This is a genomic window from Hyphomicrobium nitrativorans NL23 (assembly GCF_000503895.1).
Classification (GTDB): domain Bacteria; phylum Pseudomonadota; class Alphaproteobacteria; order Rhizobiales; family Hyphomicrobiaceae; genus Hyphomicrobium_C; species Hyphomicrobium_C nitrativorans.
In genome coordinates this window covers 2364863-2382483 of sequence record NC_022997.1, presented here as the reverse complement: position 1 = coordinate 2382483, position 17621 = coordinate 2364863, and the positions used below count along the sequence as shown (strand labels likewise).

Here is a 17621-nt window from a genome sequence, read left to right as displayed (position 1 = left end):
TCATCTCGACGACTGCGCGGCCGCGGCTTTGGCGGGCGGGGCTTCCTTTCTCTTCGGCGGCGGAATGACCGTTGCGGCGGCTTTCAGTTTCTTTGCCGCTTCCTCCTGCTCGGCTTTGGTTTCCGTGCCGTCCGGCCCCCACCGCTGCTCGCACCGGCGATGGATGAAACGATTGATCGAACGGATCAGCGGCCGATGGAAAACGCCGAGCGTGTCTTCGAGCTGGGCGGCGGTCCAGACGGTCGCGCGCACGTCCACAGGGCCTTCGATCTTTTCGAGGTTGATCCAGACTTTATCGGCCTTGCCGTGCTTGAATTTGAGCTTGGGCGCCACCGTCATGGCGACGGGGCGCTCTTCGCCCTCCCGCACCACGACGCAGCTCACGTCATGAGCGGGCACGCGAACGGTGTGTTTGCTCTGGGTGAGGGCTGCGATGATGTCGGCACGCGAGAGCGCGACGTCGACGGTGCAGCGCGCGTCTCCGAAGCCCCAGGACATGCCTTTGCTTTTGCCGCCCTCAAGCGAGGATTGTGCCCATGTCTTCTGAAGATCGCAGGCGAGATCGTCGCCGGCCGACTCTTTGCCGAGAATCATCGCGCAGATTTTTTTCTCGCACGACTTGATGGCCGCGTCCTCGCCGGGCGGCACCTCAAGCGTGTGGGCCGCGCCCGTCTCGGCCGCAAAAACTGCGAGGAGGCCCGCCGCGAAGCCTGCGCGCCATCCGGAGAGAGGGCTTGGGACGCTGCGGCTCGGCATGAGGTCCTTTCCCTTAGGCTCCAAACCCAATCAGGATGGCATCACGACGCGAGGGCTTTTGTTCGGCTGGCAGGAGCAAGGTCGCAGCAAACCTCTATGGTTTGCAAGACCTTGCGACGCACCAGACGGGCAAAAGAGCCGCGCGGCTCCGCCGTGAGACAAGATTGATCGATGGCGGCGTCGAACCGCTCGACCGATGCGTAGGCATCGCTCTTCGCGCTTCTCCTGGCCCTCGGCCAATCTTGTCTCATCGTGACGCCATCCTGATTGGGTTTGGAGCCTAGACCTTGGTCTCGTTTGGCCTTTTGTCCAGATTGGCAAAAGCACACGATGCTGGCACCCGATTGCGCCTGTATTTGGGCTTACGCGAAACTGGCGGAGCGCCCCCATTATGGCGCTTCTCTATCGGCCCATTATGGAGGTGGACTTGATGAACCGGGGGGCTTGGGCTACCAAGTGGCAACAGTTCAAATAAGTTCAAATGAACGAACGGGAGGATTTTATGAGCGTTGATACTTCGGGCGGTCATCCGGCAATGGACTACGCCGAGCATAACCGCACGTATCAGAACTTCCTCGCCTGGGCCAAAGTCGGCGTGGTGTTCTGCGTCGTCCTGCTTGCAGGCATGGCCTACTTCCTCGTCTAGCCCCGCTTTCCACGCGCACCTCTCGGTTCGTTTCGAGCGCTGATCCCAGCGCTCTTCGCGCTAAGTGGTGGCCGCTCTCAGTCACGCGGATTTCACACGGTCGGAAGATTTCACACTGTGGGTCTGGCCGGCCGTCTCGCGGGGTTCTCCCGCGGGAACGTGTCTACGGGATGCTTCGATGGTGACGATTGCTGTGACGGCCGAAGGGCCGGACGAGCCCCGGGTGGCCGTCTCGCCGGAAACGGTGAGGAAGCTCACGGGCCTTGGCGCGACGGTGCGGGTTGAAACCGGCGCGGGCCGCAGGGCACGGTTTTCTGACGACGCCTTGAAGGCTGCGGGTGCGGAAATCGCATCGACGGCGGCCGAAGCCGTATCGGGGGCGGACGTTCTGCTCAAGGTGCGGCGGCCTTCCGTGGACGAGGTCCGCGGGTTGAAGCCGGGGGCCGTCGTCGCCGCCATCCTCGATCCTTACGACAGGGCTGGCCTCGATCCTCTCGCGGGCACCAACGCGAACCTTTTCTCCATGGAGTTCATGCCGCGCACGACGCGCGCCCAGTCGATGGACGTGCTGTCGAGCCAGGCGAACCTCGCGGGCTACAAGGCGGTCGTCGACGCCGCGTCTCTGTTCGGCCAGGCGCTGCCGATGATGATGACGCCGGCGGGCACCGTTCCGGCGACGAAGGTGTTCATCATGGGCGTTGGCGTTGCGGGCCTTCAGGCGATCGCAACGGCGCGCCGCCTCGGCGCCATCGTGTCGGCAACGGACGTGCGGCCTGCCACCAAGGAGCAGGTGGCGTCACTTGGCGCGAAGTTCGTAGCCGTCGAGGACGACGAGTTCAAAGAGGCGCAGACGGCGGCCGGCTATGCCAAGCCGATGTCGGCGGAATATCAGGCCAAGCAGGCCGAGTTGATCGCCGACCACATCAAGATCCAGGACATCGTCATCACGACGGCGCTGATCCCCGGCAGGCCGGCGCCGCGTCTCATCACGCGCGCGATGGTGGACAGCATGAAACCGGGTTCCGTGATCGTCGATCTTGCGGCCGAGCGCGGCGGCAACTGCGAAGCCACCGTGCCGGGCGAGACGGTCGAGGTGTCGGACGTGAAAATCGTCGGGCCGCTCAATCTCGCGGGTACGATCCCGGTCAACGCGTCGAGCCTCTATGCGAAGAACCTCTATGCCTTCCTCGAACTCTTTTTCGACAAGAAGGACAAGTCGTTCCGCATCGATTGGGACGACGATATCGTGAAGGGCACGTTGGTCGCGCGGGATGGACAGATCGTTCACCCGAGCCTTGCCCCGCAATCCGCCTGAGGAGCCACACGATGACCCGTCACTCTCCCTGCGCGCAAAAATCCAAACCATCTTCGACGGATCGGCCGGGCGAGACAGCAGATCTCGCGCGCCGCGTGCTGCGCGCCGGCTACGCGGTTGCGGCCGCGGCCGTTCTCGTGCCGACGGCCGCATTTGCGGCCGAGGGTATGGGTGGAGCCGTCGATCCCTCCGTCTACCGGCTCATGGTCTTCGTCATGGCGATCTTCGTCGGCTACTACGTGGTGTGGAGCGTGACGCCCGCGCTGCATACGCCGCTGATGAGCGTCACCAATGCCATCAGCTCGGTGATCGTGGTAGGCGCGCTGCTCGCTGTCGGCGTCGAACTCGTGACCGACGGCACGACGGCGGCGCGCGTGTTCGGGTTTCTCGCGCTCGTGATGGCGTCGGTGAACATCTTCGGTGGCTTCCTCGTCACCAGCCGAATGCTCGCCATGTACAAGAAAAAAGACAAGACCGGGAAGTAGAGGGGACGCCGTCCAATGACTCCCAATATCGCTGCCTTCCTCTACCTGGTCTCCGGTGTGCTGTTCATCATGGCGCTCAGGGGGCTCTCCCATCCCGAGTCGAGCCGCAAGGGTAACGCCTACGGCATGATCGGCATGGCCATCGCCGTGTTGACGACGCTTGCCGTCTCCAGCCCGGATCAGGCGCTCACGTGGGCGCTCATCATCGGCGGTATCGGCATCGGCGGCGCGGTCGGCGCCGTCATCGCCAAGAAGATCCCGATGACACAGATGCCGGAGCTCGTCGCCGCGTTCCACTCACTGGTCGGCATGGCGGCGGTATTCGTGGCGGCGGCCGCGCTCTATGCGCCGGAAGCTTTCGGGATCGGCACGCCGGGCAACATTGGCGCGCTGAGCCTTGCGGAAATGGGCGTCGGTCTCGCCATCGGCGCGATCACCTTCACCGGCTCCGTCATCGCCTTCGCGAAGCTTTCGGGGCGCATGTCGGGCGCGCCCATCATGCTGCCGGCGCGTCATCTCATCAACCTCGCGCTGTTCGCTGCGATGGCCTTCCTGATTTACCGCTTCTGCATGTCTGGCGGCGATACGACGACGTTCTGGATCATCACGGCGCTCGCGCTCGTATTCGGCATCCTGATCATCATTCCGATCGGCGGCGCGGACATGCCGGTCGTGGTGTCCATGCTCAACTCGTATTCGGGTTGGGCGGCAGCCGGCATCGGCTTCACCGTCGGCAATATCGCGCTCATCATCACGGGCGCGCTCGTAGGCTCGTCGGGTGCGATCCTCTCCTACATCATGTGTAAGGGCATGAACCGCAGCTTCATCTCGGTGATCGCGGGCGGCTTCGGTGGCGAGACGGCAGGTCCCGGCGGCGGCGGCGGCGAACAGAAGCCCGTCAAGCTTGGCTCGGCCGAGGATGCGGCTTACGTGCTCAAGAACGCCTCCAAGGTGATCATCGTACCCGGATACGGCATGGCGGTGGCCCAGGCACAGCACGCGCTGCGCGAGATGGCGGACGCGCTGAAAAAAGCGGGCGTCGAGGTGAAGTATGCGATCCATCCGGTTGCGGGGCGCATGCCGGGGCACATGAACGTGCTGCTCGCGGAAGCGAACGTGCCCTACGACGAGGTGTTCGAGTTGGAGGACATCAACTCCGAATTCTCGCAAGCCGACGCCGTATACGTGATCGGTGCCAACGACGTGGTGAACCCGGCCGCGGAAGACGACAAGACCTCGCCGATCTACGGGATGCCCGTGCTTCAGGTGTGGAAGGCCGCAACCGTCTTCTTCAACAAGCGCTCGCTTGCCTCCGGATACGCCGGCATCGATAACCCCGTCTTCTATCGCGACAACACCGTCATGGTGCTCGGCGACGCGAAGAAGATGACGGAAGAGATCGCGAAGGCGTTGAGCCACTAACAGAGTGGGATGGCGGGCGTGAAAATCGGGTATCGCCAGCTTCTGGACGACGCAAACGCCCAAATCGAAACGTTTGGCGCGGAAGATGTTCACGCCTTGCGGGAGCGGGGCGAAGTTCTGCTCGTCGATCTGCGCGACAGGCGTGAGCTTGAGCGCGATGGGCGTATTCCGGGGGCCTTTCATTGTCCGCGCGGGATGCTGGAATTCTGGATCGATCCTGAGAGCCCGTACCACAAGCCGGTTTTCGCCGAACCGCACCGCTTCGTGTTCTACTGTGCGAGTGGGTGGCGCTCAGCCCTCGCGACGCGCACGGCGCAGGACATGGGGCTTCAGCCGGTCGCGCATCTTGCGGGCGGCTTCACCGCGTGGCGCGACGCCGGATTTCCGATCGAGCCCGTGCTGGCGAAAACGTAGCGGGCCCGTGGATATCCGCAGCCTCCGGCCCTGTGCGCACGTGGCGGTATTTGCGTGCGGCAATGTTATCCCCGTGGCGGGGAGATCGAAATAACTCTAGCCTGCGTAGACAAAGGGTCATCGAACCCTTTGGAAGAGAGCCCTTGAGGTCGCGCATGAAGGCCTTCGCGCTTGCCCTCGGTATCCTGGCGGCGTTGCTCGGCGGGCGTTCCACCCTGGCGGGCGGCGCGTTTGAGGCCGAGCCCGTCATCGGCGGCGTCTCGATGGCGTGCCGGGATTTTCGCGGGCGCATCGTCCAGACGCTTCACGCGCCGCTCAGAGGCGACGTGGGTCGCGCAACGTTCATTTCGGCCGTGCCGGTGATTGCGCTCGATCCCGCGCGCCTCGCGACGTTGCCCGAAAAAATGCAGATCTTCTTCTATCAGCACGAGTGCGCGCATCACGTGCTGGCGCACATCATCAATCCGACCATCGAAAGCGAGCGGGAGGCGGATTGCTGGTCCATCGACCGTGGCCGCACGGCCGGGCTTTTCACGCGCGCAGATGTCGAGGCGTTCGCCCCGTTTCTCGCGCATAGCCGCGGCTCGGCCTTCGGGCACTTGCCGGGTCCGGAGCGTCATGCCTACCTTTTGGCATGCTTTGACGCTCCGGATCGTTCGCAGGCCGCATACAATCGCTGAGTTCAGCGGGCGGCGGTCGATGTCGCGTGATACGTGACCATCAGCAGCGCGAGAAGAACGGCAGACAGCAATCCGGCGAACGTGCCGAGAAGGATGGCCGAGGGCGGCGTTGCGATGTGGTTCGCGATGTCGTGGGCGGCGAGGCTGCCCGCGATGGATGCGATCGCGGCGTTGACCACGACCACGCCGGGGACCTTCGAATCGTCAGGGCCGACGCCGGCGCCGAGAAACACGGCCTTGTAGCGCGCGATTGAGGCGACGATCGTTGCGATCAATCCGGCGGAGATCGCGAGGGTTCGCGTGCCGGTGATGATGCCGCCCAAAAACAGGCCAACGAGGGCGCCAACCGCTGTCGCGATCAGAAGCAGAATGATGATGCTCATAGACGTCTTGCCGCTCACGGCTGCCATATACGTGTCTCCCCTTGTTTCTCTTGACGAATACGAGAATCCGCCAGCCGTGCACCGTAAACAGTGTTCTTGATCTTGGTCAATGCGCTCGGCGTGCAGAGCAATACTGGGAGGGGCAAAGGGAGACACGCCGCGTCAGCGCGTTCGCGTCGGGACGACGATCCGCTGGCCGACTTCGATCCGATCCGACGTCAGGCGATTGGCCACGACGATATCGTGAAGCGGGACGCGATGATGGCGCGAGATGCTGTACAGCGTGTCGCCCTCGCGGACTTCGACGACGTGGGGCCCGGCTGGACGCGGGGGCGTGTGGGCGGCCGGCGGAGCGCCTGCGCTGCGCGGGGGAGCGCCGGCGCCCGTGATGAACGGAGACGGCTGCTGCCAGCGGGCGTTCGGGTCATAGGTCGCATTCCCGCTCCGGCTGCTGCCGCCGAGGCTTGCGGTTTGAATGCCGTTGGAGGCTGGCCGGTAGCCGGCGTCCGCCATATGGCGCGGGGTCGGTGTGCCGGGATCGACGTACTGACGGGGAGCGTGGGCGGAGCGGTGAGGAGCGGCGTTGTAGGGGCGGCCGTAGGCCGACCCGTCCGGATACGTGCGCTGCGGCGACGCATAGACGTTTTCGTGCGGGCGCGGCGAGAGGCTTGATGTGGTGAGCGAGCCCTGGGAGCCGCTGGAACTGCAACCGGCGAGTGTGGCCGCAAGGCCTGCGATGGCCAAAGCGCCCCGGTAAAGGGGGCGGGAACGGAAACGCATGACGAGATACTCCGCTAACGCATACAACCTCAAGAAGCGCAGGTTTTGGTTAACGGAGCTTTAAGCATATGGGCGCGCGCCGACGATTTCGCGTGCTAACGTTCGCCGCCGGCGAGCGTAAGGGCGAAATACGGGGAGAGCTGAGGTTTGGGACTGATAGTCAAACTCGCGGTCGGTGCCGTGCTGGCCGTCGGCGTCCTGGCGCTGATGGTGCCGAGGGTCGAGCGGCGGCTCATGTACTTTCCGACACCCGCATATCTCTCGCCGGTTGAAGCCGGACTTGCCGGCGTGCAGGAAAAGGTCCTTGCGACAGCGGATGGCGAGCGCGTGATGGCGTGGCATGCGCCTGCAAAGCCGGGCCGGCAAACGGTTCTCTATTTCCATGGAAATGCGGGCGCGCTCGATTCCCGGGCCGAACGCATCGCGCGCTACACGGCGCACGGGTTCGGCGTCTTCATCATGACGTATCGCGGCTTTGCCGGCAGCAGCGGACACCCGTCCGAAAGGGCCAATGTGGCGGATGCACAGCTTGCGTTCGACACGCTCGTCGGGCTCGGCGTCGACCCGTCCGACATCGTCGTTTGCGGGGAATCGCTGGGGACGGGCGTCGCAACCCAGGTTGCCGCAACTCGGCCCGTCGGCGGGCTGGTGCTGGAGGCGCCCTATACGTCGATGGTGGACCTCGCCGCGCTGCATTATCCGCTGCTCGCGCTGCCGGGACGGCTTTTCATGCGCGACCGCTACGACACGCGCCGGCACATCGCATCCGTCTCGGCGCCGATGCTGATCATCCATGGAGAGGCGGACGGGATCATCCCCGTCGCGATGGGGCACGAGCTTCACGCGCTCGCGGCCGGGCCGAAGACGATCCGGACGTTTCCGGGGGCAGGACACGCAGACCACGTCATGTTCGGATCGCTGGATGTGGTGCTCGCGTGGATCGGGGCCCTCAAGGAGGGGCGGTTGCGGGCAGGGTAGGACGCGCACTGCGGTGTGCGATTTCGCGGCTTCAATCCCGCAACGAAGAGAACTACTGTCCGGGCCATGACACGCGGAAAGTTCATCACGTTCGAAGGGGGAGAAGGCTCCGGCAAGTCGACCCAAGCCGGGCGTCTCGCTGCGCGACTGCGCGAGGCCGGGGCCGAAGTTGTTCTCACACGCGAGCCGGGTGGCACGCCGCTCGGCGAGCGTGTTCGCGAGGTGGTGCTGGAAGCGGTACCGGAACCCGTGACGGAGCTGTTGCTGTTCGCCGCCGCGCGCGCGGAGCACGTGGCAAAGGTGATCAGGCCCGCGCTATCGCACGGCACATGGGTGGTGTCGGACCGCTTCATGGATTCGACGCGGGTCTATCAGGGGATGCTGGCGGGCGTGTCGCCGGGGCTGATCGCGGCGGTGGAATACGAGAGCGTGAGGCCCACGTTTCCCGATCTCACGCTCGTGCTCGACCTGCCGCCCGAGGTCGGTGTCGCGCGGGCGGTTCAGCGCGGGGCGCTCTCGCGGTTCGACGCGGCGGACAACACCTATCACCTCAACCTGCGCGAAGCCTTTCTGGCCGTGGCGCGCTCGGAGCCTGAGCGCTGTGTCGTGATCGACGCCAACCGCGATGCGGACGCCATCGCGGACGACGTCTGGCGCGCCGTCGATGAGCGGCTGCTCGCCGGAGTACGTTAGCGATGGCGCGGGCGCCGATGCTGCAGGAGATCGAGGACCTGCCGGAGGCCGACCGCCTCGACGGGTTTCCGCATCCCCGAGCCGCGCGCCACGTCTATGGCCACGAGGGGGCTGAGGCGTTGCTCGAAGCGGCGTTCGCATCGGGGCGGATGCATCACGGCTGGCTTATTGCGGGCGCGGACGGCATCGGCAAAGCGACACTCGCCTATCGCTTCGCGCGCTATCTGCTGGCCGATCCGGCCGAGCGCACGCCCGGCTCGCTCGACATCGATCCCGGTACGCGAGCCGCGCGGCAGGTGCTCGCGCTTTCGCATCCCGGACTGCTGATCATTCGCCGCGGCTGGGATCCGAAGGGCAAGCGGTTTCCGGCGACGATCCCGGTGGACGAGGTGCGGCGCCTGAAATCTTTTCTCGGGCGCACGAGCGAGGACGGGGCGTGGCGCGTCGTCATCGTCGACCGGGCGGACGAACTCAATATTGCGGCCGCGAACGCGCTTCTGAAGTCGCTCGAAGAGCCGCCGGCGCGCACCGTGTTTCTGCTCATCTCGTCGGCACCGGGACGGCTTCTGGTCACCATCCGCTCGCGGGTGCGCACGCTCGATCTCGCGCCGCTGGGCGACGAGGCGCTCAAGCGGGCGGTGACGCAGGCCTTTTCGGCGAGCGGCGAGGAAGTGGGAAGCGGAATGCCGTCGCCGTCCGAATGGGAGCGGCTGGCGCGGCTATCGGGCGGGAGCGCGCGCCGCCTGATCGCGCTTCACGCGGCGAAGGGGCTCGCGCTTTCCGACCGCATCGCGGCCCTGCTCGACACGTTGCCGAAGGTGGACTGGGCGGCGGTACATACGCTCGGCGACGAACTCTCCGGGCAGGCGGCCGAACAGCGGTTCGTGCTGTTCTTCGAGCTTCTGATGGATGCGGTTGCGCGCCTCGTCGCGGCGGAGGCCCGGGGCGAGGGATCGGACGATGAGCGGGCCCTTGCGGCGCGGCTGATCGGGCCGGCGCGGCTTGCCACGTGGGCCGGCTTGTGGGAAAGAGTGGCCGCGGCGCGGGCCGAGGCGGCCGCCCTCAACCTCGACCGCAAGGCCCTGATCCTGGACGTCTTCTCCCGGCTCGGGGCGGCGGCCCGCAGTTAAGCCGGTCCCGTCCGAGGCCAGCCCACACCGATCCGGTTCCTGCCGCTGGACGAGACGTTCCGAGAGGTCCCATGAGCGGGCGTACGAAATTCTACATCACGACGGCGATTTCCTATCCGAACGGCGTGCCCCATATCGGGCATGCGTACGAGGCCATCGCAACCGACGCCATCGCGCGGTTCGAACGGCTGGACGGGCGCGACGTGTTCTTCCTGACCGGGACCGACGAGCACGGCCTCAAGATGAAGCAGACGGCCGCCAAGGAAGGCCTGACGCCGCTGGCGCTGGCCGACCGCAACGCGGCGCGCTTCGTCGAGATGGTGGAGATGCTCGGCATTTCGAACGACGATTTCATCCGCACGACGGAGCCGCGCCACTATGAGGCGTGCGCGGAAATCTGGCGGCGGATGGAAGCGGCGGGCGACATCTTCACGAAGAAGTACGGTGGCTGGTACTCGGTGCGCGACGAGACCTACTACAAGGAAGCCGAAACGGAAGTGCGCGACGGCGGTGTGCGCTATGCGACGCCCACAGGGACGCCTGTCGAGTGGACGGAGGAGGAGACGTTCTTCTTCCGGCTTTCGGCCTACGAGGAGCGTCTGCTCAAGCACTATGAGGACAATCCCGATTTCATTCTGCCCGTGGAGCGCAAGAACGAGGTCGTGAGTTTCGTGAAGAGCGGGCTCGAAGACCTCTCGATTTCGCGCTCGACGCTCGATTGGGGCATTCCGGTGCCGGATGCGCCGGGGCACGTGATGTATGTGTGGGTGGATGCGCTGACGAACTACATCACCGCAACCGGCCTCCTGAACACGCCGCAAGGCGAACGCGCCGGTTACTGGCCAGCCGACGTGCACGTGATCGGCAAAGACATCGTGCGCTTTCACGCGGTCTACTGGCCCGCGTTTCTGATGTCGGCGGGGATCGACCTGCCGAAGCGGATCTTCTCGCACGGAATGGTTCTCAGCAAAGGCGAGAAGATCTCGAAGTCGGTCGGCAACGTGGTCGATCCGTCCGATCTCGTGCGCGCGTACGGCCGCGATCAGTTGCGCTACTTCCTTCTGCGCGAAGTCATGTTCGGCCAGGACGGCAACTATTCGCCGGAAGCGATTGCAAACCGCATCAATGCGGATCTCGCGAACAATCTCGGCAATCTCGCGCAGCGCTCGCTGTCGATGATCTTCAAGAACTGCGACGGGAAGATCCCGGAACCGGGCGCGTTCACGGCAGAGGATCAGGCGCTGCTCTCGGCGGCGGACGCGCTTTACGGCCTTGCGCGCGGGGCCATGGATCGGCAGGCGATCACGCCCTACCTCAACGCGGTGTGGGCGGTGATTGCGGATGCCAACGGTTATTTCGCCGCTGAAGAGCCGTGGGCGAAGAAGAAGACCGACCCGGCGCGTATGGGCACGATCCTTTACGTGACGGCGGAGGTCGTGCGCCAATTCGGCATTCTCGCACAGCCCGCGATGCCGGAGCTTGCGGCCAAGCTCCTGGATCTGCTTGCGCTCGATGAGGCGGATCGCGTGTTCGCGAAGCTCGGGATCGCTGGCCGTCTCGCGCCCGGCACCGCGATCCCCGAGCCCAAGGGCGTGTTCCCGCGCTATGTCGATCCCGAGGAGGCGGCGAAGGCCGACACCCCGCCGAAGCAGAAGCCCCAGAAGGGCGGCAAGGCTCCTAAGTCCGAGACCTAACGCGATGCTTGTCGATCATCACTGCCATCTCGATTTTCCCGATTTCGCGCCCGATCTCGACGGCGTGGTGGTGCGCGCCAAGGCGGCGGGCGTCCGCACGATGGTGACCATCTCGACGCGTATCCGCAAGTTCGACCGGGTGCTCGCCGTCGCCGAGCGCTTCGACGACGTCTGGTGCTCGGTCGGCACGCATCCGCACAACGCGCACGAGGAACTCGACATTCCAACCGCCGAGATCGTGCGGCTGGCGCAGCATCCCAAGGTGGTCGCCATCGGCGAAGCGGGGCTCGATTATCACTATCAGCATTCGACGCCCGGCGCGCAGGCGGAAGGCTTCCGCAACCACATCGCCGCCGCGCGCGAGACGGGGTTGCCGCTCGAAATACATAGCCGGGAAGCGGACGCGGACATGCTGGCGATCTTGAAGGACGAGCATTCGAAGGGCGCGTTTTCGGCCGTGCTGCATTGCTACACGGGCGGCCATGACCTTGCGCTCGGCGCGGCGGATTTGGGGATCTACGTCTCGTTCTCGGGCGTGATCAGCTTCAAGAAGACGGAAGCGCTTGCCGAACTCGCACGCGCGTTGCCGCTCGACCGGCTTCTGGTCGAGACGGACGCGCCCTATCTTGCGCCGGTGCCGTATCGGGGCAAGACCAACGAGCCCGCCTACGTCGTGCATACGGCGGCGGCGCTCGCGCGCATCCGCGGGATTTCGGAAGCGGAGATCGCGAAAGCGACGACAGACAACTTCTTCCGCCTCTACACGAAGGCCCGGCGACCGGCCGGCGTCGAGAGCGCAAGCACATGAGCTTCCGGTTCACGATCCTCGGCTGCGGATCCTCGGGCGGCGTGCCGCGTATCGGCTCCATGTGGGGCAAGTGCGATCCCGCCGAACCGAAGAACCGCAGGCGTCGTTGCGCGTTGCTGGTCGAAAAGCGCGGGCCGCGCGGTACCACGAGCGTGCTCATCGACACGCCGCCGGATATTCGCGAGCAGTTGCTCTCGGTGCGCGCCGAGGCGATCGATGCGGTGCTGTTCACGCACGATCACGCCGATCACACGCACGGGATCGACGATCTCCGGATGGTCGCCTACGCCATGAAGGGGCGCGTCGCGTGCCACGCGGATGCGGTGACGGCGGAAAGCCTCGTGCGCCGCTTCAGCTACTGCTTCGAAACGCCGAACGGCTCGACGTATCCCCCAATCCTGACGATGGACACGCTCGCTCATGGCGCGCCCGTTCGCATTGAAGGCGCGGGCGGCGCGATCGAGGCGCTGCCCATCCGCCAGTTCCACGGCGACATCGAAACGCTCGCGTTCCGGTTCGGGGGCGTGGCGTATTCGCCGGATGTGTCCGCGCTGCCGCTCGATTCCGAGCCGCTGCTGACGGATCTCGATCTCTGGATCGTGGACGCGCTGCGCTACTCGCCGCATCCGAGCCACTTCTCCGTCAAGGAGGCGCTGTCGCACATCGAGCGGCTGCGCGCGAAACGGGCGATCCTGACCCACATGACGGGCGACCTCGATTACGCGGCTTTGAAGCGCGAGTTGCCCGAAACCGTCGAGCCCGCCTACGACGGCATGGTGATCGAGGTCTGAGAGGGAATCTCCTCTCCTCCTTGTCATCCCGGCTCTGCGTTCCGCTGCGCTTCACTTGGCCGGGATGACAGCGGGTCGGGGTCAGGTGGTTTCGCTCGCGGCCTGTTCCGCGGACGGCTTCGCGTTCGGCGTGAAGCGGACGAGGCTGGCATTCGCCTTCATGTCGGGGAGCAACAGCGGGAGCGCGAAGGCCGCGACGTCAGCCGGATCGGTCAGCAGATCCTTGTTCTCGCCAGGGAAGGCCTTGACGCGCAGCCCCGTCCGCATCGAGCCCGGATCGAGCAGGTTGACGCGCACGGGTGTATTGGCGCACTCGGCGGCGTACGTCCGTGCGAGCGCTTCGAGGCCCGCTTTCGACACCGCATAAGGCCCCCAGTAGGCGAGATCGCCTTTCGCTTCCTCCGCCGTGACCATCAGAACGCGGGCCGCGTCCGACCGCTTCAACACGGGATCCAGCGTGCGGATCAGGCGCCAGTTGGCCGAGAGATTGATGTCGATGACGGCGTCCCAGGCATCCGCGGTGACGTGCGGAAGCGGCGAGAGCGATCCCAGGATGCCGCCGGCTGCGACAAGAATATCGAGCTTGCCCCAGCGCTGATAGATGAGGGGGCCGAGTTGATCGAGTTTCTCCTGCGCCCTCAAATCGAGCTTCACGATGGTCGCGGTGCCGCCTACGGCACGGATCTCGTCGTCGAGATCTTCGAGTGCGCCCGTCGAGCGGGCGGCGACGACGACGTGTGCGCCTTCACGAGCGAGCGCGAGTGCGATGGCCCGGCCAAGCCCGCGCGACGCGCCGGTGACGAGGGCGACGCGATCCTTGAAACGCTGCTGCTGGCGCTGAGGCATGAAGACCTGACGATTGGAAGCCCGGCGCCCTCGTTATCCCACCTCGGCCAAGAGCGAGAGCTGGCGTGCGCTCGCCTGTCCGTTCTGGTCGGTGAGATCGGTCGGGTATTCGCCGGTGAAGCAGTGGTCGGTGAACTGCGGCGCGTGCGCGTCGCGGCCTTCGTAGCCCACGGCACGGTAGATGCCGTCAACCGAGAGAAAGGCGAGGCTGTCCGCGCCCATGAAGGCGCGCATGCCCTCGATGTCGTAGTTGGCAGCGAGCAGCGAGGCTTTGCTCGGCGTGTCGATGCCGTAATAATCGGAATGCGTGATCGGGGGCGAGGAAATGCGCATGTGCACTTCGCGCGCGCCCGCTTCGTACATGAGCTGCACGATTTTCTTCGAAGTGGTGCCGCGCACGACGCTGTCGTCGATGAGGACGATGCGCTTGCCGCGGATCACGCCCGCGTTCGCCGAGTGCTTGAGCTTGACGCCGAGCGCGCGGATCTGCTGCTCGGGCTCGATAAAGGTGCGGCCGACGTAGTGGTTGCGGATGATGCCGAGTTCGAAGGGAAGACCGGATTCGCGCGCGTAGCCGATGGCGGCGGGCACGCCCGAGTCGGGGATCGGCACGATGACGTCGACATCGGCAGGGGCCTCGCGTGCAAGCTCGACGCCCATATGCTGGCGGACGTCGTAGACGGAGCGGCCGCCGATGATGCTGTCGGGGCGGGCGAAGTAGATATATTCGAAGATGCACGGGCGCGCCGGGCGGGGCGGATAGGGCCGGTGGCTTTCGAGGCCCGCGCTCGTGATCACGACGACTTCGCCGTTCTCCACTTCGCGCACATATTCCGCGCCGACGATGTCGAGCGCGCAGGTCTCGGAGGCGAGCACCCAGGCCTCACCCAGCTTGCCGATGACGAGCGGGCGGATGCCGACCGGATCGCGCGCGCCGATCAGCATGTCGTTGGTGAGGGAGACGAGCGACCACGCGCCCTCGATCTGGCGGGTGGCTTCGACGAAGCGCTCGACCATGCCGCGGCGCTTGGAGCGCGAGAGCAGGTGGAGAATGACCTCGGTGTCGGACGTCGAGGGGAAGATCGCGCCCGAGCCGATCAGTTCGCGGCGCAATGTCAGCGCGTTCGTGAGGTTGCCGTTGTGCGCGACGGCGATGCCGCCGGTGTCGATGTCCGCGTACAGAGGCTGGACGTTCTTGAGAGCGGGTTCGCCCGTCGTCGAATAGCGATTGTGGCCGACCGCCATGGAGCCCTGCAGGCGGTGAATGACGTTGGCTTTGTTGAAGTTGTCGCCGACGAGGCCCAGGTGGCGCTCGGCGTGGAACTGTTTGCCGTCGTAGCTGACGATGCCCGCGGCCTCCTGGCCGCGGTGCTGAAGCGCGTGCAGCCCGAGCGCGGTGATGGCCGCGGCGTCCGGATGCCCAAAAACACCGAAGACCCCGCATTCCTCGCGGAGTCTGTCGTCACCCATCCGGCTGAGGCCGAAATCAGGAAAGGGCTCGCACTCGCCGCTTTTGGCGCGATCGTGCGTCATGGCTGCCTCCCGCTCAAAGCATCCGCCGCAAAACGTCATAGAGACCGATGATTCACGCTTCAGGCGGATAAGGCCTGAAGCGATCATGGTCTTGCCGACCAGCCCGCCAGGACGCTCTCCGCCGTTCGAGAGCCCCGGCCGCTGGATGGCCGGAATATATGATAATCGCGCGACCGTTAAAGAGCTTTGTTCAGGATGTCGCGGACTTGTCGCACCCGATGTGTTTTCGGCCGCGACGTATCCACTAAGGCTCTGAAATTTCAGGCTCGCCAGTCGGCTCGGGTTGCGCCTGCTCGGGCTGGGCCTGGGGCAGGGAGGTCGGCATGTAGGTTTCGAGGGCTGCGCGGATGCTGTTGCCGGTCCCCTTGATGTAGGGGGTCGAGATCGCATCCCGCACCCAGGGCAGGTGATTCTGCTCGTCGGGCACGAACGACGCGTAGAACATATAGGGAATAACAACCAGCAGGAAACCGCGCGCGAGGCCGAACAGGAAGCCCAGGATGCGGTCCACCATGCCGACGCTGCTGTCGAGGATGGCATCCGAGATGCGCGCCGTGATCAAGTGCACGACGATCAGCACAATCAGGAAGATAATAGCGCCGATGGCGATCTGGGCGACCGCTACCTGGGTGCCCATCTGGGCGGCCATGTCTTCCGCGATCTGCTTATGGCTCAGCACGAAATAGAGCGTCGCGCCGGCAGCAGCGATCCACGACAGGATGGACAGGAGCTCGCGCGTCAGGCCCCGGTACATGGCCAGGAGCGCTGAGATGAAGCAGACCGCGATCAACGCGGCGTCGAGATAGGTGAGCGGCCCGATCATGGTCGCGGCTCCTCGGCTGTCGGACGCGGCAAAAGCCGGATTTGTGTGTTTCCCCGCCCGTTCAGTCGCATGTGGAGAGGTCCTCTGCAAGCGCCTTGAGGTGGGGAATGCGCCGCAGTTTGAAGCGGGCGACTTTGGCTGGGGCTTCACCGGCTGCGGGCATGACGGCGCTGGTAAAGCCGAGTTTGGCGGCTTCCTTGAGGCGCGCGGCCGTGTGGGGGGCTGCGCGCACGGCGCCGGAGAGCGAGATTTCGCCGAAATGGATCTCTTTCGGATCGAGGGCGCGCCCCGCCAGCGAGCCGATCAAGGCGGCGGCGGCTGCAAGGTCGGCGGCGGGCTCGACGATCCTGAGCCCGCCTGCGACGTTGAGATAAACGTCGTGGTTGGCGAAGGACACGCCGCAGCGCGCTTCGAGCACCGCGATCAGCATGGCGAGCCGGCTCTGTTCCCATCCCACGACCGCGCGGCGCGGCGTGCCGAGGCCCGAGGGTGCGACGAGGGCCTGGATCTCGACCAGGATCGGGCGCGTGCCCTCCATACCGGCGAACACAGCGGTGCCGGGCGCACTCGAATCGCGCTCGCCCAGGAACAGCTCCGACGGGTTCGCGACTTCCCGCAAACCTGAGCCCGCCATTTCGAAGACGCCGATCTCATCCGTCGCGCCGAAGCGGTTCTTGGTGGCGCGGAGGATGCGATAACTGTGGCCGCGGTCGCCCTCGAAGGAGAGGACCGTATCGACGACGTGCTCCACGGCCTTCGGCCCCGCGATCTGTCCTTCCTTCGTCACGTGGCCGACGAGAAGGAGCGCCACGCCCGCCTGCTTGGCGTAGCGCACGAGCGATTGGGTGGAGGCGCGAACCTGGCTCACCGAGCCGGGAGCGGCTTCGAGGGCGTCGGACCAGAGCGTCTGGATGGAATCGATCACGACGAGATCGGCGGCGCGCTCGTTGTGGAGCGTCGCGAGAATATTCGAGAGGCTCGTTTCGGCGGCAAGCGCGACGGGCGCGTCCGCGAGGCCGAGCCGCTGCGCGCGCAGGCGCACTTGGGCCGAGGCTTCCTCGCCCGAGAAATAGAGCGCGCGGCGGCCGGCGCTGGCCAACGCGGCGGTGAGCTGGAGAAGCAGCGTCGATTTTCCGATGCCGGGCTCGCCTGCGATCAGCAACACGGAGCCGGGCACGAGGCCGCCGCCCGTGACGCGATCCAGCTCGGCCATGCCGGTGAGGAAGCGCGGGGCTTCCTCCGGCGCGCCGGACAGGCTTTCGAGCACAAGAGCCTTGCCTTTGCTGGCGCCCGCCATGCCGGAACCGGGCGGAGCAGCGGCAATAGCTTCCTCGACGATAGAGTTCCAGTCGCCGCAGGCCGCGCATTTGCCCGCCCAGCGCGCGGCGACGGTGCCGCAGGTCTGGCAGACGAATTGGGATTTGGCAGGTTTGCCTTTGGCCAT

The 17621-nt window shown here is 65.6% G+C and carries 19 protein-coding genes; 12 read left to right on the top strand and 7 right to left on the bottom strand.

Annotated features, from left to right (window positions below):
• Positions 1 to 756 carry a hypothetical protein gene (locus W911_RS11105; RefSeq protein ID WP_023787637.1) on the bottom strand — a complete coding sequence of 252 codons (756 nt, stop codon included), beginning with the start codon at positions 754 to 756 and terminating at the stop codon, positions 1 to 3.
• Between the two features lie 502 nt (positions 757 to 1258).
• Here W911_RS11105 and W911_RS11100 point away from each other — a divergent pair.
• From W911_RS11100 to W911_RS11075, 6 genes are all read left to right on the top strand, one after another.
• Positions 1259 to 1402: an aa3-type cytochrome c oxidase subunit IV gene (locus W911_RS11100; RefSeq protein WP_023787636.1), complete on the top strand. Its 144-nt coding sequence runs from the start codon at positions 1259 to 1261 to the stop codon at positions 1400 to 1402.
• A 178-nt stretch (positions 1403 to 1580) separates the two neighbouring features.
• The gene (locus W911_RS11095) at positions 1581 to 2717 is read left to right on the top strand and encodes a Re/Si-specific NAD(P)(+) transhydrogenase subunit alpha (RefSeq protein WP_023787635.1); all 1137 of its coding nucleotides are present in this window, start codon (positions 1581 to 1583) and stop codon (positions 2715 to 2717) included.
• Between the two features lie 11 nt (positions 2718 to 2728).
• Positions 2729 to 3202, top strand: coding sequence for an NAD(P) transhydrogenase subunit alpha part 2 (locus tag W911_RS11090; RefSeq protein WP_023787634.1), 474 nt, complete (start codon positions 2729 to 2731; stop codon positions 3200 to 3202).
• A 15-nt stretch (positions 3203 to 3217) separates the two neighbouring features.
• Positions 3218 to 4624, top strand: a complete 1407-nt coding sequence (locus tag W911_RS11085) for an NAD(P)(+) transhydrogenase (Re/Si-specific) subunit beta (protein ID WP_023787633.1) — start codon at positions 3218 to 3220, stop codon at positions 4622 to 4624.
• Positions 4625 to 4642: 18 nt separating this feature from the next.
• Entirely contained in the window at positions 4643 to 5038 is a 396-nt protein-coding gene (locus W911_RS11080; RefSeq protein WP_425277568.1) for a rhodanese-like domain-containing protein, read from the top strand.
• Positions 5039 to 5193: 155 nt separating this feature from the next.
• On the top strand, positions 5194 to 5718 hold the full coding sequence (locus W911_RS11075; RefSeq protein ID WP_023787631.1) for a hypothetical protein: 525 nt from the start codon (positions 5194 to 5196) through the stop codon (positions 5716 to 5718).
• A 2-nt stretch (positions 5719 to 5720) separates the two neighbouring features.
• Here W911_RS11075 and W911_RS11070 read toward each other — a convergent pair whose 3' ends face one another.
• The gene (locus W911_RS11070; protein ID WP_023787630.1) at positions 5721 to 6128 is read right to left on the bottom strand and encodes a hypothetical protein; all 408 of its coding nucleotides are present in this window, start codon (positions 6126 to 6128) and stop codon (positions 5721 to 5723) included.
• 135 nt (positions 6129 to 6263) lie between these two features.
• Positions 6264 to 6881, bottom strand: coding sequence for a LysM peptidoglycan-binding domain-containing protein (locus W911_RS11065; protein WP_023787629.1), 618 nt, complete (start codon positions 6879 to 6881; stop codon positions 6264 to 6266).
• A gap of 147 nt (positions 6882 to 7028) precedes the next feature.
• On the opposite strand from W911_RS11065, the gene W911_RS11060 reads away from it, so the two are divergent.
• From W911_RS11060 to W911_RS11035, 6 genes are all read left to right on the top strand, one after another.
• Entirely contained in the window at positions 7029 to 7859 is an 831-nt protein-coding gene (locus W911_RS11060; protein WP_023787628.1) for an alpha/beta hydrolase, read from the top strand.
• A 66-nt stretch (positions 7860 to 7925) separates the two neighbouring features.
• Positions 7926 to 8552 carry a dTMP kinase gene (tmk, locus tag W911_RS11055; protein WP_023787627.1) on the top strand — a complete coding sequence of 209 codons (627 nt, stop codon included), beginning with the start codon at positions 7926 to 7928 and terminating at the stop codon, positions 8550 to 8552.
• A gap of 2 nt (positions 8553 to 8554) precedes the next feature.
• A complete protein-coding gene (locus W911_RS11050; protein WP_023787626.1) occupies positions 8555 to 9682 on the top strand; it encodes a DNA polymerase III subunit delta' in 1128 nt (375 codons plus the stop codon).
• Positions 9683 to 9753: 71 nt separating this feature from the next.
• Positions 9754 to 11376, top strand: a complete 1623-nt coding sequence (gene metG, locus W911_RS11045) for a methionine--tRNA ligase (protein WP_023787625.1) — start codon at positions 9754 to 9756, stop codon at positions 11374 to 11376.
• Between the two features lie 4 nt (positions 11377 to 11380).
• Positions 11381 to 12184, top strand: coding sequence for a TatD family hydrolase (locus W911_RS11040; RefSeq protein WP_023787624.1), 804 nt, complete (start codon positions 11381 to 11383; stop codon positions 12182 to 12184).
• The gene (locus tag W911_RS11035; protein ID WP_023787623.1) at positions 12181 to 12975 is read left to right on the top strand and encodes an MBL fold metallo-hydrolase; all 795 of its coding nucleotides are present in this window, start codon (positions 12181 to 12183) and stop codon (positions 12973 to 12975) included. The genes W911_RS11040 and W911_RS11035 overlap by 4 nt, the downstream gene beginning before the upstream one ends.
• A gap of 81 nt (positions 12976 to 13056) precedes the next feature.
• On the opposite strand, the gene W911_RS11030 is transcribed toward W911_RS11035, so the two are convergent.
• The 4 genes from W911_RS11030 to radA form a co-directional block, all read right to left on the bottom strand.
• A complete protein-coding gene (locus W911_RS11030) occupies positions 13057 to 13821 on the bottom strand; it encodes an SDR family NAD(P)-dependent oxidoreductase (RefSeq protein WP_023787622.1) in 765 nt (254 codons plus the stop codon).
• 33 nt (positions 13822 to 13854) lie between these two features.
• Complete coding sequence (gene purF / locus W911_RS11025; RefSeq protein ID WP_023787621.1) at positions 13855 to 15354, bottom strand: amidophosphoribosyltransferase; 1500 nt, start codon at positions 15352 to 15354, stop codon at positions 13855 to 13857.
• A 244-nt stretch (positions 15355 to 15598) separates the two neighbouring features.
• Positions 15599 to 16177, bottom strand: coding sequence for a CvpA family protein (locus W911_RS11020; protein WP_023787620.1), 579 nt, complete (start codon positions 16175 to 16177; stop codon positions 15599 to 15601).
• A gap of 61 nt (positions 16178 to 16238) precedes the next feature.
• Entirely contained in the window at positions 16239 to 17621 is a 1383-nt protein-coding gene (radA, locus tag W911_RS11015; RefSeq protein WP_023787619.1) for a DNA repair protein RadA, read from the bottom strand.

Bases quoted from the DNA above. Each gene is read 5' to 3' on its own strand.
- W911_RS11105 (WP_023787637.1), bottom strand. From the start codon at position 756: ATGCCGAGCCGCAGCGTCCCAAGCCCTCTCTCCGGATGGCGCGCAGGC.
- W911_RS11100 (WP_023787636.1), top strand. From the start codon at position 1,259: ATGAGCGTTGATACTTCGGGCGGTCATCCGGCAATGGACTACGCCGAG.
- W911_RS11095 (WP_023787635.1), top strand. From the start codon at position 1,581: ATGGTGACGATTGCTGTGACGGCCGAAGGGCCGGACGAGCCCCGGGTG.
- W911_RS11090 (WP_023787634.1), top strand. From the start codon at position 2,729: ATGACCCGTCACTCTCCCTGCGCGCAAAAATCCAAACCATCTTCGACG.
- W911_RS11085 (WP_023787633.1), top strand. From the start codon at position 3,218: ATGACTCCCAATATCGCTGCCTTCCTCTACCTGGTCTCCGGTGTGCTG.
- W911_RS11075 (WP_023787631.1), top strand. From the start codon at position 5,194: ATGAAGGCCTTCGCGCTTGCCCTCGGTATCCTGGCGGCGTTGCTCGGC.
- W911_RS11070 (WP_023787630.1), bottom strand. From the start codon at position 6,128: ATGGCAGCCGTGAGCGGCAAGACGTCTATGAGCATCATCATTCTGCTT.
- W911_RS11065 (WP_023787629.1), bottom strand. From the start codon at position 6,881: ATGCGTTTCCGTTCCCGCCCCCTTTACCGGGGCGCTTTGGCCATCGCA.
- tmk (WP_023787627.1), top strand. From the start codon at position 7,926: ATGACACGCGGAAAGTTCATCACGTTCGAAGGGGGAGAAGGCTCCGGC.
- W911_RS11050 (WP_023787626.1), top strand. From the start codon at position 8,555: ATGGCGCGGGCGCCGATGCTGCAGGAGATCGAGGACCTGCCGGAGGCC.
- metG (WP_023787625.1), top strand. From the start codon at position 9,754: ATGAGCGGGCGTACGAAATTCTACATCACGACGGCGATTTCCTATCCG.
- W911_RS11040 (WP_023787624.1), top strand. From the start codon at position 11,381: ATGCTTGTCGATCATCACTGCCATCTCGATTTTCCCGATTTCGCGCCC.
- W911_RS11035 (WP_023787623.1), top strand. From the start codon at position 12,181: ATGAGCTTCCGGTTCACGATCCTCGGCTGCGGATCCTCGGGCGGCGTG.
- W911_RS11030 (WP_023787622.1), bottom strand. From the start codon at position 13,821: ATGCCTCAGCGCCAGCAGCAGCGTTTCAAGGATCGCGTCGCCCTCGTC.
- purF (WP_023787621.1), bottom strand. From the start codon at position 15,354: ATGACGCACGATCGCGCCAAAAGCGGCGAGTGCGAGCCCTTTCCTGAT.
- W911_RS11020 (WP_023787620.1), bottom strand. From the start codon at position 16,177: ATGATCGGGCCGCTCACCTATCTCGACGCCGCGTTGATCGCGGTCTGC.
- radA (WP_023787619.1), bottom strand. From the start codon at position 17,621: ATGGCCAAAGGCAAACCTGCCAAATCCCAATTCGTCTGCCAGACCTGC.